Consider the following 14,395-nt stretch of genomic DNA (forward strand, 5'->3'; position numbering starts at 1 on the left):
ATCCTGCTCCTTTTTGCTTTACGAAATTACTCTTCAATCCGTAACCCGTAGGTTTTGAATTTCTCCAGCACTACGGCAATCTCTTCATCGCTCAGCACTGGCACCGGGTCCGTAATCGCCAGGGTCGTCAGGTAAAGCTGCGCCAGCACTTCAACTTCATGCGCCAGCCATAACGCTTTCTCCAGATTCACCTCACAAGCGATAAGCCCATGATGTTGTAACAAAGTTGCCTTACGGTTTTTGAGAGCCAGCGCAACATGTTCAGAAAGTTCCCGAGTTCCAAAGGTCGCATAAGGCGCGCAAGGAATAGAATTACCGCCAGCCGCCGCAATCATGTAGTGAATAGCGGGGATAGGTCGGTTAAGAATGGAAACTGCCGTGCAATGAACGGCATGATTGTGAACAACCGCGTTGGCATCCGGTCTGCTTTGATAGGCCGCCATATGGAAACGCCATTCGCTTGAGGGAAGCTTTCCTTCCTCATGTTTACCGTTGCCATCAATAAAGACAATATGCGACTCCGTCAGTTTTTCATACGGAATGCCTGTAGGCGTAATCAGCATCCCATCCTGATAACGTACACTGACGTTACCCGCTGTTCCCTGATTCAGTCCCAGGCGGGTCATTTCCAGGCAAGTGTCAATAATCTGACGAGCAAGTTTATTTCGTTCCATTAGCTACCTCTCTCTGATTCAAAACAGGGCAATAATGTTGTTCCTTTCACACTATTGAATTAGCCGTTTAATTACCCACCATCTTCTTCCTGATTAACCGGAAAGAAATTCACAAGCTTATATTTTGTGACCTGGCTCAACTAATCACAGTAAATAACTGCAAGTTCTCTTTTTATAACCCCGTTAAAAATGACCGCTCTTAAAAATATTTATCAAAACGGTCATTTTTCCATTTCCCCTCGCCAGAAATGCCCGTTTTCGGCATAAACAATTAATACGGTCATCTGGTTTGTGTTTTTTATGATTTATTTTCTGAAACGGGCATAAAATTTCGATTATTAAAGTGATGGTAGTCACATAAAGTCACCTCCCAGCTAATAAGTGTGACCGTCGTCATATTACAGAGCATTTTTTATTTGAAAATGAATCCATGAGTTCATTTCTGACAGGCAAATATTCACTGATATGAAGCCCGAACTCGCTGGTTTTGCACTTTTGAAAACATAACCGATTACGTGCTTAATCTTCTGAACCTAAGAGGATGCTATGGGAAACACATCAATACAAACGCAGAGTTACCGTGCGGTAGATAAAGATGCAGGGCAAAGCAGAAGTTACATTATTCCATTCGCGCTGCTGTGCTCACTGTTTTTTCTTTGGGCGGTAGCCAATAACCTTAACGACATTTTATTGCCTCAATTTCAGCAGGCTTTTACGCTGACAAACTTTCAGGCAGGTCTGATCCAATCGGCCTTTTACTTTGGTTATTTCATTATCCCAATCCCTGCCGGGATATTGATGAAAAAACTCAGTTATAAAGCAGGGATTATTACCGGATTATTTTTATATGCCTTGGGCGCTGCATTATTCTGGCCCGCTGCAGAAATAATGAACTACACCTTATTTTTAGTTGGCCTATTTATTATTGCAGCCGGATTAGGTTGTCTGGAAACTGCCGCAAACCCTTTTGTTACGGTATTAGGGCCGGAAAGCAGTGGTCACTTCCGCTTAAATCTTGCGCAAACATTTAACTCGTTTGGCGCAATTATCGCGGTTGTCTTTGGGCAAAGTCTTATTTTGTCTAACGTGCCACATCAATCGCAAGACGTTCTCGATAAAATGTCTCCAGAGCAATTGAGTGCGTATAAACACAGCCTGGTATTATCGGTACAGACACCTTATATGATCATCGTGGCTATCGTGTTACTGGTCGCCCTGCTGATCATGCTGACGAAATTCCCGGCATTGCAGAGTGATAATCACAGTGACGCCAAACAAGGATCGTTCTCCGCATCGCTTTCTCGTCTGGCGCGTATTCGTCACTGGCGCTGGGCGGTATTAGCGCAATTCTGCTATGTCGGCGCACAAACGGCCTGCTGGAGCTATTTGATTCGCTACGCTGTAGAAGAAATTCCAGGTATGACCGCAGGCTTTGCCGCTAACTATTTAACCGGAACCATGGTGTGCTTCTTTATTGGTCGTTTCACCGGCACCTGGCTCATCAGTCGCTTCGCACCACACAAAGTCCTGGCAGCCTACGCATTAATCGCTATGGCACTGTGCCTGATCTCAGCCTTCGCTGGCGGTCATGTGGGTTTAATAGCCCTGACTTTATGCAGCGCCTTTATGTCGATTCAGTACCCAACAATCTTCTCGCTGGGCATTAAGAATCTCGGCCAGGACACCAAATACGGCTCGTCCTTCATCGTTATGACCATTATTGGCGGCGGTATTGTCACTCCGGTCATGGGGTTTGTCAGTGACGCGGCGGGCAACATCCCCACAGCCGAACTGATCCCCGCACTCTGCTTCGCGGTCATCTTTATCTTTGCCCGTTTCCGTTCTCAAACGGCAACTAACTGAACATATTTTCCGAATAAAGTGAGGAATCTGTAATGAAAAAAATCAGCTTACCGAAAATTGGTATCCGCCCGGTTATTGACGGTCGTCGCATGGGTGTTCGTGAGTCGCTTGAAGAACAAACAATGAATATGGCGAAAGCCACGGCCGCACTGCTGACCGAGAAACTGCGCCATGCTTGCGGAGCTGCCGTCGAGTGTGTCATTTCCGATACCTGTATCGCGGGTATGGCTGAAGCTGCTGCTTGCGAAGAAAAATTCAGCAGCCAGAATGTAGGCCTCACCATTACGGTAACGCCTTGCTGGTGCTATGGCAGTGAAACCATTGACATGGACCCTACCCGCCCGAAAGCCATTTGGGGCTTTAACGGCACTGAACGCCCAGGCGCTGTTTACCTCGCCGCAGCTCTGGCAGCTCACAGTCAGAAAGGTATCCCGGCATTCTCCATTTACGGTCATGACGTTCAGGATGCCGATGACACATCGATTCCTGCCGACGTTGAAGAAAAACTGCTGCGCTTTGCCCGCGCCGGTTTGGCAGTCGCCAGTATGAAAGGTAAAAGCTATCTGTCGCTGGGCGGCGTTTCGATGGGGATCGCCGGTTCCATCGTTGACCACAACTTCTTTGAATCCTGGCTGGGAATGAAAGTCCAGGCGGTGGATATGACCGAACTGCGTCGCCGTATTGATCAGAAGATTTACGACGAAGCAGAACTGGAAATGGCGCTGGCCTGGGCTGATAAAAACTTCCGCTATGGCGAAGATGAAAATAACAAACAGTATCAACGCAATGCCGAGCAAAGCCGCGCAGTTCTACGCGAAAGTTTACTGATGGCGATGTGTATCCGCGACATGATGCAAGGCAACAGCAAACTGGCCGATATTGGTCGCGTGGAAGAATCACTTGGCTACAACGCCATCGCTGCGGGCTTCCAGGGGCAACGTCACTGGACCGATCAATATCCAAATGGCGACACCGCCGAAGCGATCCTCAACAGTTCATTTGACTGGAATGGCGTGCGTGAACCCTTTGTCGTGGCGACCGAAAACGACAGTCTTAACGGCGTGGCAATGCTAATGGGCCACCAGCTCACCGGTACCGCTCAGGTATTTGCCGATGTCCGTACCTACTGGTCACCAGAAGCAATTGAGCGTGTAACGGGGCATAAACTGGACGGACTGGCAGAACACGGCATCATCCACTTGATCAACTCCGGTTCTGCTGCGCTGGACGGATCCTGTAAACAACGCGACAGCGAAGGTAAACCGACGATGAAGCCGCACTGGGAAATCTCTCAGCAAGAGGCTGACGCTTGCCTCGCCGCGACCGAATGGTGCCCGGCTATCCACGAATATTTCCGTGGCGGTGGTTACTCTTCCCGCTTCCTTACTGAAGGCGGTGTCCCGTTCACCATGACCCGTGTCAACATCATCAAAGGCCTGGGCCCGGTACTGCAAATCGCGGAAGGCTGGAGCGTTGAGTTACCGAAGGATGTGCATGACATCCTCAACAAACGCACCAACTCAACCTGGCCAACCACCTGGTTTGCACCGCGCCTCACCGGTAAAGGGCCGTTTACGGATGTGTACTCGGTAATGGCGAACTGGGGCGCTAACCACGGGGTTCTGACCATCGGCCACGTTGGCGCAGACTTTATCACTCTCGCCTCCATGCTGCGTATCCCGGTATGTATGCACAACGTTGAAGAGACCAAAGTGTATCGTCCTTCTGCCTGGGCCGCGCACGGCATGGATATTGAAGGCCAGGATTACCGCGCTTGCCAGAACTACGGCCCGTTGTACAAGCGTTAATACATTACTCCCTGATGTGATGCCCGGTCGCTCCGGCTATCGGGCCTGAACAAGCAAGAGTGGTTAGCCGGATAAGCAATGTTATCCGGCTATATTGCAGGAGCGATTATGAAACAAGAAGTTATCCTGGTACTCGACTGTGGCGCAACCAATGTCAGGGCCATCGCGGTTAATCGGCAGGGAAAAATTGTTGCCCGCGCCTCAACGCCTAATGCCAGCGATATCGCGATGGAAAACAACACCTGGCACCAGTGGTCTTTAGACGCCATTTTGCAACGCTTTGCTGATTGCTGTCGGCAAATCAATAGTGAACTGACTGAATGCCACATCCGCGGTATCGCCGTCACCACCTTTGGTGTGGATGGCGCTCTGGTAGATAAGCAAGGCAATCTGCTCTATCCGATCATTAGCTGGAAATGTCCGCGAACAGCAGCGGTAATGGACAATATTGAACGGTTGATCTCCGCACAGCAGTTGCAGGCTATTTCTGGCGTCGGAGCCTTTAGTTTCAATACGTTATATAAGTTGGTTTGGTTGAAAGAAAATCATCCACAACTGCTGGAACGCGCGCACGCCTGGCTCTTTATTTCGTCGCTGATTAACCACCGTTTAACCGGCGAATTCACTACTGATATCACGATGGCCGGAACCAGCCAGATGCTGGATATCCAGCAACGCGATTTCAGTCCGCAAATTTTACAAGCCACCGGTATTCCACGCCGTCTCTTCCCTCGTCTGGTGGAAGCGGGTGAACAGATAGGTACGCTACAGAACAGCGCCGCAGCAATGCTCGGCTTACCCGTTGGCATACCGGTAATTTCTGCAGGTCATGATACCCAGTTCGCCCTTTTTGGTGCTGGTGCCGAACAAAATGAACCCGTACTCTCTTCCGGTACCTGGGAAATTTTAATGGTCCGCAGTACGCAGGTTGATACTTCACTGCTAAGTCAGTACGCCGGTTCCACCTGCGAACTGGATAGCCAGGCAGGATTGTATAACCCCGGTATGCAATGGCTGGCATCCGGCGTGCTGGAATGGGTGAGAAAACTGTTCTGGACTACTGAAACGCCCTGGCAAATGTTGATTGATGAAGCTCGTCTGATCCCCCCGGGTACGGATGGTGTGAAAATGCAGTGTGATTTATTGTCGTGTCAGAACGCTGGCTGGCAAGGAGTGACGCTCAATACCACGCGCGGACATTTCTATCGCGCGGCGCTGGAAGGGTTAACCGCGCAATTACAGCGCAATCTACAGATGCTGGAAAAAATCGGGCACTTTAAAGCCTCTGAATTATTGTTAGTCGGTGGAGGAAGTCGCAACACATTGTGGAATCAGATTAAAGCCAATATGCTTGATATTCCGGTAAAAGTTCTCGACGACGCCGAAACGACCGTCGCAGGAGCTGCGCTGTTCGGTTGGTATGGCGTAGGGGAATTTAACAGCCCGGAAGAAGCTCGTGCGCAGATTCATTATCAGTACCGTTATTTCTACCCACAAACTGAACCTGAATTTATAGAGGAAGTGTGAAATGCTGAAAACAATTTCGCCGTTAATTTCTCCCGAACTATTGAAAGTGCTGGCAGAGATGGGACATGGAGATGAAATTATTTTTTCCGATGCTCACTTTCCCGCCCATTCGATGGGACCGCAGGTGATCCGCGCTGATGGCCTGTTGGTGAGCGACTTGCTCCAGGCGATAATCCCGTTATTTGAACTGGACAGTTATGCACCGCCGCTGGTGATGATGGCGGCGGTAGAAGGTGACACTCTCGATCCTGAAGTAGAACGACGTTATCGTAATGCGCTTTCACTACAAGCCCCTTGTCCTGACATCATCCGCATCAATCGTTTTGCGTTTTATGAGCGGGCGCAAAAAGCCTTTGCGATCGTTATCACAGGCGAACGAGCGAAGTACGGGAATATTCTTTTAAAAAAAGGGGTAACACCGTAATCTCATACCGGTACGCCCGCATGACGCGGGCGGTTATCGAATGATGGGGTGAAAAATATGAAAGCGGCACGCCAGCAAGCGATAGTCGACCTGCTGCTGAACCATACCAGCCTGACCACGGAAGCGCTCTCTGAACAGCTAAAGGTCAGTAAAGAAACCATTCGTCGCGATCTCAATGAATTACAGACGCAGGGTAAAATTCTGCGCAATCATGGGCGCGCTAAATATATCCACCGTCAAAATCAAGACAGTGGCGATCCCTTTCACATCCGGCTGAAAAGCCATTATGCGCATAAAGCAGATATCGCGCGCGAGGCGCTCGCGTGGATTGAAGAAGGGATGGTGATAGCCTTAGACGCCAGTTCAACCTGCTGGTATCTGGCACGCCAGTTGCCTGACATCAACATCCAGGTCTTCACCAATAGCCATCCGATTTGCCATGAACTCGGTAAACGTGAACGCATTCAACTGATCAGTTCCGGCGGCACACTTGAGCGCAAATATGGCTGTTACGTCAATCCCTCGCTGATTTCCCAACTTAAATCGCTGGAAATCGATCTGTTTATTTTTTCTTGTGAAGGGATCGATAGCAGCGGTGCACTGTGGGACTCCAATGCCATCAACGCTGATTACAAATCGATGCTATTAAAACGTGCCGCGCAATCGTTGTTATTGATTGATAAAAGTAAATTTAATCGTTCAGGGGAAGCCCGCATCGGGCATCTGGATGAGGTCACGCACATTATTTCTGATGAGCGCCAGGTTGCGGCTTCTTTGGTAACAGCCTGACAGAAATGGGAGCAGGCCGGAGACGACGCCCCGGCCTTGTTAGTTATCGCTCGTCGCGACGGCCACCCACCGCAGCCCAGATGCGGCGGACATGCACCGTCACTTCTTCACGATCGTGATACAACTGTCGCGCCTGAATCTGAGCATTTATGCCATGTTCATCAAGCTGTGCCTGAATATACGCCAGATTATGTGACACTTCTTCGTAGCGTTTTTTCATCGGCAGTTTGAGGTTGAAAATGGTTTCACGGCACCAGCCATTAACCAGCCACTGCGCCATCAATGCCGCAACTTTCGCCGGTTTTTCAACCATATCGCATACCATCCAGGAGATATTGCTGCGTGTCGGACGGAATTTGAAACCGTCTTCCCGCAGCCACGTCACCTGCCCGGTATCCATCAGGCTTTGTGCCATCGGGCCGTTATCAACGGAATATACCCACATGTTGCGCTTCACCAGTTGGTAGGTCCAGCCGCCTGGGCAAGCACCTAAATCCACCGCCCACATCCCGTTCGCCAGACGTTCATCCCACTCATCCGCCGGAATAAACACATGAAATGCCTCTTCCAGTTTGAGCGTGGAACGACTCGGCGCATCTGCCGGAAATTTCAGGCGCGGAATGCCCATATAGAACGGCGAATTATTGTTGCTGTATGAGTAACCGGTATAGCAGCAACCTGGTGCAATAAAGAATACATGCACAACCGGACGCTTCGGCGTTTCATAGTTCGCCAGCACCCCGGCATCGCGCAAGGCAGCGCGTAGCGGCACGGTGAATTTACGGCAGAATTTCAGCAACTCTTTGCTTTCGTTGGTATCGGCAACTTCAACACGCAGTTCACCGCCCTTCTCTACTACGCCCTGTAACATGCCGACAATGGGGGTAATACGATCTTCTGGCGGCAAATGCTGCAGGAGTTCCCCCACCACAAACCACTGGCGGGCAAAAATTAATGAACTGAACGGCAGCTCACGGATTAACTTATCGCCATCATCAGGTTGATAACATTCATAAATGACATAACCCGCATTCTCTTTCACGCGGGCAAAACCGAAAATTTCCCGCTGGCCGGCTTTATCGGTAATTTCTGCGGCGCACTCTTTTTCAAAGCCCGGACGGCACAGCAATACAACCTTATTCATGACTTACGCCCTTGCGCTTTAAACGGATAGCACCAACTAACATTAACGCCCAGCCCGCGAGGAAGCTCACGCCGCCAACCGGTGTGACAAATGCCCACAAACGCAGATGGGACAGCGCCAGGCAATAAAGGCTGCCGCTGAACAGCACCGTGCCTAACGCAAGGAAAACGCTACTCCAGTAAAACCAGATACTGATGCGACGCTGCATTGCCACCGCCAGACCTAAGATCGCCAGCGTATGGAACGCCTGGTATTCGAGACCGGTCTGGATCCAGCCCATCTCAACGGCCCCCATGGTTTTACTTAACACATGCGCGCCAAAAGCGCCCAGAGCCACAAAAATGAAGCCGCTAATGGCGGCAAAAATCAGCATAAAACGGCTGGTCATGGTCGTACCCTACGTAAATTATTGTTCATAACGAAAGCGGAATTTTTCTTGTTCAGCAGCGGCTTTCGCCAGGATCCATTGGCGAAAGGCGGCTATTTTACCCAGTTCTGCCTGGCTGTCATGACAAACCAGATAAAAAGCGTTTTTACTGACCAGAACATCATTAAACGGGCAAACAAGACGTCCGGCTTCAATTTCAGATTGCGCCATCACGTTATTCGCCAGCGCCACTCCCTGCCCGTGGATAGCCGCTTGCAGCACCATGGCGCTATGACTAAATATTGGTCCTTGCTGAACGTTGATATGATTTAACCCCAATTGGCGAGTATATGTCTGCCAGTCACGGCGAGACGCATCATGTAATAACGTATGTTTAGCCAAGTCTTCCGGGGTCTTCAAGGGTTTATCGCCTGTCAGCAGTAGCGGCGAACACACCGGCAATAAATATTCGGCGTAAAGTTTTTCCACCCGTAGCCCCGGCCAGTTGCCCCGACCATAGAATATCGCCACGTCAACATCATCCGCCAGCTTATCTTCCTGACGATCAACCGCCTGGATGCGAACGTCAATTCCCGGATAAGCTGAATTAAAGCTGGAAAGTCGTGGAACCAACCAATGAATGGCGAAACTGGGGAGTAAACTGACCGTCAACGCCCCCTTGGCGCTACGGGCCTGGAGTTTACGTGTCGCTTCGGTTAATTGCGAAAATATCTCTTTGATATCGAGGAAATAGCTTTGCCCTTCCTCGGTCAGCAGGAGTGAACGATTACGGCGGCGGAACAGTTTTAGCCCCAGAAAATCCTCAAGAGACTTGATTTGATGACTTACTGCGGCCTGAGTCACAAAAAGCTCTTCTGCTGCGCGAGTGAAACTTAAATGGCGTGCTGCGGCATCAAAAACTCGTAAGGCATTTAGCGGTGGTAATCGTTTAGACATGGCTTTTAAACTTTGATGTTAAATGAATTTAACAATTAGATCACTCTGTGTAACCTATTAGTTTTTTTAATCTGAGCCATTATAAATTGTCCGTTGAGCTTCTACCAGCAAATACCTATAGTGGCGGCACTTCCTGAGCCGGAACGAAAAGTTTTATCGGAATGCGTGTTCTGGTGAACTTTTGGCTTACGGTTGTGATGTTGTGTTGTTGTGTTTGCAATTGGTCTGCGATTCAGACCATGGTAGCAAAGCTACCTTTTTTCACTTCCTGTACATTTACCCTGTCTGTCCATAGTGATTAATGTAGCACCGCCTAATTGCGGTGCTTTTTTTTACCTTGCGAACGCGAATTATTGATCCAGTTCGACCATCTCTTTCACGTCGGTACGGTTGATCTGCTGTTTGTTGCCATTAGCGTCTTTATACGAAATCATACCGGTATCGTTATCAGTCTGTGGTTTGCCGTCAGAGACGATGGTACGTCCGTCATTGGTGTGCATCACATAGTTCGAACCGGAACAGGCGCTCAGGGCAAAAGTCAGCATACAGGCAGAAATAATTGCGGCAGTCTTTTTCATCATCTTCTCCTTAAAGCGATTAATAAATCTTAATAGTATTGATTAACAGGCTAAAATTAACGCCTAACACTATTTAGCATATGTTACTTACGCGGCTTCGCCAGGATATCCAGATAATTCTGATGGTTAGCACTCTCCTTGTATCAAAGTGAATTTTGCGTCACGATCGGTGCATCAAGCCGAGGAGTACCATGAACGTTTTTAATCCCGCGCAATTTCGCGCCCAGTTTCCCGCGCTACAGGATGCGGGCGTCTATCTCGACAGTGCCGCGACCGCGCTTAAACCTGAAGCCGTGGTTGAAGCAACCCGACAGTTTTACAGCCTGAGCGCCGGAAACGTCCATCGTAGCCAGTTTGCCGAGGCCCAACGCCTGACCGCGCGTTACGAAGCTGCACGGGAAAAAGTGGCGCAATTACTGAATGCACCAGATGACAAAACTATCGTCTGGACGCGCGGCACCACTGAATCCATCAACATGGTGGCGCAATGCTATGCCCGTCCGCGTCTGCAACCGGGCGATGAAATTATTGTCAGTGTGGCAGAGCATCACGCCAACCTCGTCCCCTGGCTGATGGTCGCCCAACAAACCGGAGCCAAAGTGGTGAAATTGCCGCTTAATGCGCAGCGGTTGCCAGATATCGATTTGTTGCCTGAACTGATTACTCCCCATAGTCGGATTCTGGCGTTGGGCCAGATGTCTAACGTCACTGGCGGTTGCCCGGATCTGGCACGAGCGATTACCTTTGCTCATTCAGCCGGGATGGTGGTGATGGTTGATGGTGCTCAGGGGGCGGTGCATTTCCCCGCGGATGTTCAGCAACTGGATATTGATTTTTACGCTTTCTCTGGTCACAAACTGTATGGCCCGACAGGGATAGGCGTACTTTACGGCAAACCAGAACTGCTGGAAGCAATGTCGCCCTGGCTGGGCGGCGGCAAAATGGTTCACGAAGTGAGTTTTGACGGCTTCATCACTCAATCTGCGCCGTGGAAACTGGAAGCAGGAACGCCAAATGTCGCTGGTGTCATAGGATTAAGCGCGGCGCTGGAATGGCTGGCAGATTACGATATCAACCAGGCCGAAAGCTGGAGCCGTAGCTTAGCAACGCTGGCGGAAGATGCGCTGACGAAACGTCCAGGCTTTCGTTCATTCCGCAGCCAGGATTCCAGCCTGCTAGCCTTTGATTTTGCTGGCGTTCATCACAGCGATATGGTGACGCTGCTGGCGGAGTACGGCATTGCCCTGCGGGCCGGGCAGCATTGCGCTCAGCCGCTATTGGCAGAATTAGGCGTAACCGGCACACTGCGCGCCTCTTTTGCGCCATATAATACAAAGAGTGATGTGGATGCGCTGGTGAATGCCGTTGACCGCGCGCTGGAATTATTGGTGGATTAATGACAAACCCGCAATTCGCCGGACATCCGTTCGGCACAACCGTTACCATAGAGACGTTACGCGATACTTTCGCGCCACTGACGCAATGGGAAGACAAATATCGCCAGCTGATTATGTTGGGGAAACAGCTTCCTGCTTTGCCAGACGAGTTAAAAGCGCAGGCTAAAGAGATTGCCGGATGCGAAAACCGCGTCTGGCTGGGGTATACCGTGGCTGAAAACGGCACGATGCATTTCTTTGGCGACAGCGAAGGACGCATTGTGCGCGGCCTGCTGGCAGTGTTGTTGACTGCCGTTGAGGGGAAAACCGCCGCCGAATTGCAGGCTCAGTCGCCGCTGGCATTGTTTGATGAGCTGGGATTGCGTGCGCAGCTTAGCGCCTCACGCAGCCAGGGGTTGAATGCGTTAAGTGAGGCGATTATCGCGGCGGCGAAGCAGGGTTAAGCGCAAAACCAGGTCGGATAAGACGTTCACGTCGCATCCGACCTGATTGTTTACCCCTGACGCGCCGCTTTCGCCATCATCTTCCTCAACGCATGAGAAACCGCAACAAAACCAAAGGTGGCGGTCACCATCGTCGCCGCGCCAAATCCAGATGCACAATCCATCCGCTTCGGCCCTTCTGCCGTGGCTTTCATCGCGCACACCGTACCGTCTGACTGCGGGTACACCAGCGCTTCGGTAGAGAACACGCAATCCACGCCGAGCTTACCTTTGCTGTTTTTCACTACGCCAAAATCGCTTTTCAGGCGCTCGCGCAACTTCGCCGCCAGCGGGTCCTGAATCGTTTTAGCCAGATCGGTAACCTGAATCTGCGTCGGATCAATCTGCCCACCAGCACCACCAGTCGTGACCAGAGGGATTTTATTGCGACGACAATAAGCAATCAGCGCCGCCTTGGGTCGCACACTATCAATGGCATCAATCACGTACGAATAACCGGCACTCATATATTGCGCTACGTTATCCGGCGTCACGAAGTCATCCACCACCGTTACACGGCACTCCGGGTTAATCTGGCGAATACGTTCGGCCATGACTTCCGCTTTGGCCAGCCCGACGTTATCTCGCAGCGCGTGAATTTGCCGATTGGTATTAGTGACGCACACATCATCCATATCGATAAGTGTGATTGCGCCAATACCCGTGCGCGCCAACGCTTCCGCCGCCCAGGAACCAACGCCACCGATACCGACCACACAAATATGCGCATCAGCAAACAGTTGCAACGCTTTTTCACCATACAGACGCGCAGTGCCACCAAAACGCTGACGCCATGCATCACTAATTACCACAGACATAGCACCTCAGAATTAAAAAGGGCGAGGTTATCCCTCACCCTGTCGTATCCGTCAAAACGGTATACAGAATAACACATCAGCCGCTAAAGACGTTACCTGCGCCCGGGGCGGTTTTCAGCACCCAAACACGTCCATAGTGGTTGTACCAACCTGCGCGGTGTCCGGCTTCCGGCCCGATACCTTGATAAATATCGAAGTGTTGGCCTTTGATTGCACCACCGACATCCAGCGCCACCATCAGCCGCAGTTCGTACTGACCGTTAAATTTGCCGTTATTATCCAGCAGCGGCACTTCTGCCAGTAAGGTTGTACCAGGCGGGATAATGGAACGATCGGACGCAACTGAAGCGCGACCAACCAGCGGCACCGCACTTGCCCCTTTCACCGGAGCAAAAGATTGCGGTTTAAAGAAGACGAAAGACGGGTTCTGTTCCAGCAGCTCGCGAACCTCGGCTTCACTGTGTGTTTCACCCCAGTGACGAATCGCCTGCATCGACATATCTTCTTTTTTCACTTCGCCACGGTCAATCAGCACCTTACCGATGCTGCGATAGGCATGACCGTTTTTCCCTGCATAGCTGAAAAAGTTAAGCGGACTGCCATCACCAAAGTCGATATACCCGCTACCCTGCACATCCATAATGAAGTTATCCATCAGAGAGTTGCTGTAAGCGAGGATGTATTTATCGCTCAATGCTCCCGCGTAGATCTCAGCACGAGACGGCAGACGACCACGTTTTGGCGGCATACGGTAAATAGGATACTGGAACTCGCCCTGACGGGTATGGCGCGCCTGAATGACAGGCGTGTAATAGCCCGTAAACTGCACGTTGCCATAGTTGTCGGCACCTTCCATCTGCCAGGCGTCAATGCCGAACTGACGCATATTGCGGGTATCACCGCCTGCGCGTAGCCACTCCTGCACCGCATTATAAACATTACTCTGGTTGCCATACAGACGCGGTGACGAAGTACGGATATGGTTAATTTGCTCGGCAAAATCACCGGCGTTAATTGGCGCGCCAACGGCATCTGGCTGGTTTACCAGAGAGAAAGGCTGGGTAAATTTCCCGTCTTTATATTGCTGTCCGCGATCGGTTGGTTTGGAAGAGCAGGCGGCAAGCATTGCCACAACCGTGCCCATAAGAAGGTACTTTACCCAACGTCCTTTCATTGTTCTCTTCTTCAGTTTAAAAAATAAGGCGCAATGAAGATAACAAACCGCCGCGTTTAATGAAATGAGCAGCCTCTCCCTGACGCAAATTTTGCACAAAAAACAGGCTTTAGTGATTTGTTTTTGCTCAAAATCATACCAAATCCGTGATCTGGGTAAAAAAAAGGTTGCATGAAAACGCGAGCGGAGTATAGTGCGCATCCACGGACGCGGGGTGGAGCAGCCTGGTAGCTCGTCGGGCTCATAACCCGAAGGTCGTCGGTTCAAATCCGGCCCCCGCAACCAATTAAAATTTGATGAAGTAAAGCAGTACGGTGACGCGGGGTGGAGCAGCCTGGTAGCTCGTCGGGCTCATAACCCGAAGGTCGTCGGTTCAAATCCGGCCCCCGCAAC

At 50.7% G+C, this 14,395-nt stretch carries 14 protein-coding genes and 2 tRNA genes; 9 read left to right on the forward strand and 7 right to left on the reverse strand.

Annotation, left to right across the window (positions count from 1 at the left end; all coding sequences use genetic code 11):
• Positions 1-26 precede the first annotated feature (26 nt).
• Positions 27-674 carry an L-fuculose-phosphate aldolase gene (gene fucA, locus FQ015_RS00330; RefSeq protein ID WP_000440775.1) on the reverse strand — a complete coding sequence of 216 codons (648 nt, stop codon included), beginning with the start codon at positions 672-674 and terminating at the stop codon, positions 27-29.
• Between the two features lie 546 nt (positions 675-1,220).
• Here fucA and fucP point away from each other — a divergent pair.
• The 5 genes from fucP to fucR all read left to right on the forward strand — a co-directional run bounded on the left by fucP (position 1,221) and on the right by fucR (position 7,085).
• Positions 1,221-2,537: an L-fucose:H+ symporter permease gene (gene fucP / locus FQ015_RS00335; RefSeq protein ID WP_000528603.1), complete on the forward strand. Its 1,317-nt coding sequence runs from the start codon at positions 1,221-1,223 to the stop codon at positions 2,535-2,537.
• A gap of 32 nt (positions 2,538-2,569) precedes the next feature.
• A complete protein-coding gene (gene fucI, locus FQ015_RS00340; RefSeq protein WP_000724148.1) occupies positions 2,570-4,345 on the forward strand; it encodes an L-fucose isomerase in 1,776 nt (591 codons plus the stop codon).
• Between the two features lie 108 nt (positions 4,346-4,453).
• Positions 4,454-5,872: an L-fuculokinase gene (gene fucK / locus FQ015_RS00345; RefSeq protein WP_105276677.1), complete on the forward strand. Its 1,419-nt coding sequence runs from the start codon at positions 4,454-4,456 to the stop codon at positions 5,870-5,872.
• A gap of 1 nt (position 5,873) precedes the next feature.
• Entirely contained in the window at positions 5,874-6,296 is a 423-nt protein-coding gene (fucU, locus tag FQ015_RS00350; RefSeq protein ID WP_000920840.1) for an L-fucose mutarotase, read from the forward strand.
• Between the two features lie 57 nt (positions 6,297-6,353).
• Positions 6,354-7,085 (forward strand): L-fucose operon activator, encoded by a 732-nt coding sequence (gene fucR / locus FQ015_RS00355; RefSeq protein ID WP_001308912.1) that lies wholly within the window; start codon positions 6,354-6,356, stop codon positions 7,083-7,085.
• A 43-nt stretch (positions 7,086-7,128) separates the two neighbouring features.
• On the opposite strand, the gene rlmM is transcribed toward fucR, so the two are convergent.
• The 4 genes from rlmM to FQ015_RS00375 form a co-directional block, all read right to left on the reverse strand.
• Complete coding sequence (gene rlmM, locus FQ015_RS00360) at positions 7,129-8,229, reverse strand: 23S rRNA (cytidine(2498)-2'-O)-methyltransferase RlmM (protein WP_001045520.1); 1,101 nt, start codon at positions 8,227-8,229, stop codon at positions 7,129-7,131.
• A complete protein-coding gene (locus FQ015_RS00365; protein WP_000203905.1) occupies positions 8,222-8,617 on the reverse strand; it encodes a DUF423 domain-containing protein in 396 nt (131 codons plus the stop codon). Before FQ015_RS00365 ends, rlmM begins: the two co-directional genes overlap by 8 nt.
• 18 nt (positions 8,618-8,635) lie before the next feature.
• Positions 8,636-9,553 carry a glycine cleavage system transcriptional regulator GcvA gene (gcvA, locus tag FQ015_RS00370; protein ID WP_000044394.1) on the reverse strand — a complete coding sequence of 306 codons (918 nt, stop codon included), beginning with the start codon at positions 9,551-9,553 and terminating at the stop codon, positions 8,636-8,638.
• Positions 9,554-9,903: 350 nt separating this feature from the next.
• Positions 9,904-10,131: a YgdI/YgdR family lipoprotein gene (locus tag FQ015_RS00375; RefSeq protein WP_000750398.1), complete on the reverse strand. Its 228-nt coding sequence runs from the start codon at positions 10,129-10,131 to the stop codon at positions 9,904-9,906.
• A 191-nt stretch (positions 10,132-10,322) separates the two neighbouring features.
• Between FQ015_RS00375 and csdA the strand changes: the two genes are divergently transcribed.
• Positions 10,323-11,528 carry a cysteine desulfurase CsdA gene (gene csdA, locus FQ015_RS00380; RefSeq protein WP_115738194.1) on the forward strand — a complete coding sequence of 402 codons (1,206 nt, stop codon included), beginning with the start codon at positions 10,323-10,325 and terminating at the stop codon, positions 11,526-11,528.
• Positions 11,528-11,971 (forward strand): cysteine desulfurase sulfur acceptor subunit CsdE, encoded by a 444-nt coding sequence (csdE, locus tag FQ015_RS00385; protein ID WP_032303708.1) that lies wholly within the window; start codon positions 11,528-11,530, stop codon positions 11,969-11,971. Before csdA ends, csdE begins: the two co-directional genes overlap by 1 nt.
• Positions 11,972-12,021: 50 nt before the next feature.
• On the opposite strand, the gene tcdA is transcribed toward csdE, so the two are convergent.
• The gene (gene tcdA, locus FQ015_RS00390) at positions 12,022-12,828 is read right to left on the reverse strand and encodes a tRNA cyclic N6-threonylcarbamoyladenosine(37) synthase TcdA (protein WP_105271799.1); all 807 of its coding nucleotides are present in this window, start codon (positions 12,826-12,828) and stop codon (positions 12,022-12,024) included.
• A 76-nt stretch (positions 12,829-12,904) separates the two neighbouring features.
• Entirely contained in the window at positions 12,905-14,002 is a 1,098-nt protein-coding gene (mltA, locus tag FQ015_RS00395) for a murein transglycosylase A (RefSeq protein ID WP_000678652.1), read from the reverse strand.
• Positions 14,003-14,210: 208 nt separating this feature from the next.
• Between mltA and FQ015_RS00400 the strand changes: the two genes are divergently transcribed.
• Positions 14,211-14,287: transfer RNA gene (locus tag FQ015_RS00400), tRNA-Met, on the forward strand.
• Between the two features lie 33 nt (positions 14,288-14,320).
• A tRNA-Met gene (locus FQ015_RS00405) sits at positions 14,321-14,394 on the forward strand.
• Position 14,395: the final 1 nt, after the last annotated feature.

This window comes from Escherichia sp. HH26CH (genome assembly GCF_009820205.1).
GTDB lineage: Bacteria > Pseudomonadota > Gammaproteobacteria > Enterobacterales > Enterobacteriaceae > Escherichia > Escherichia coli_F.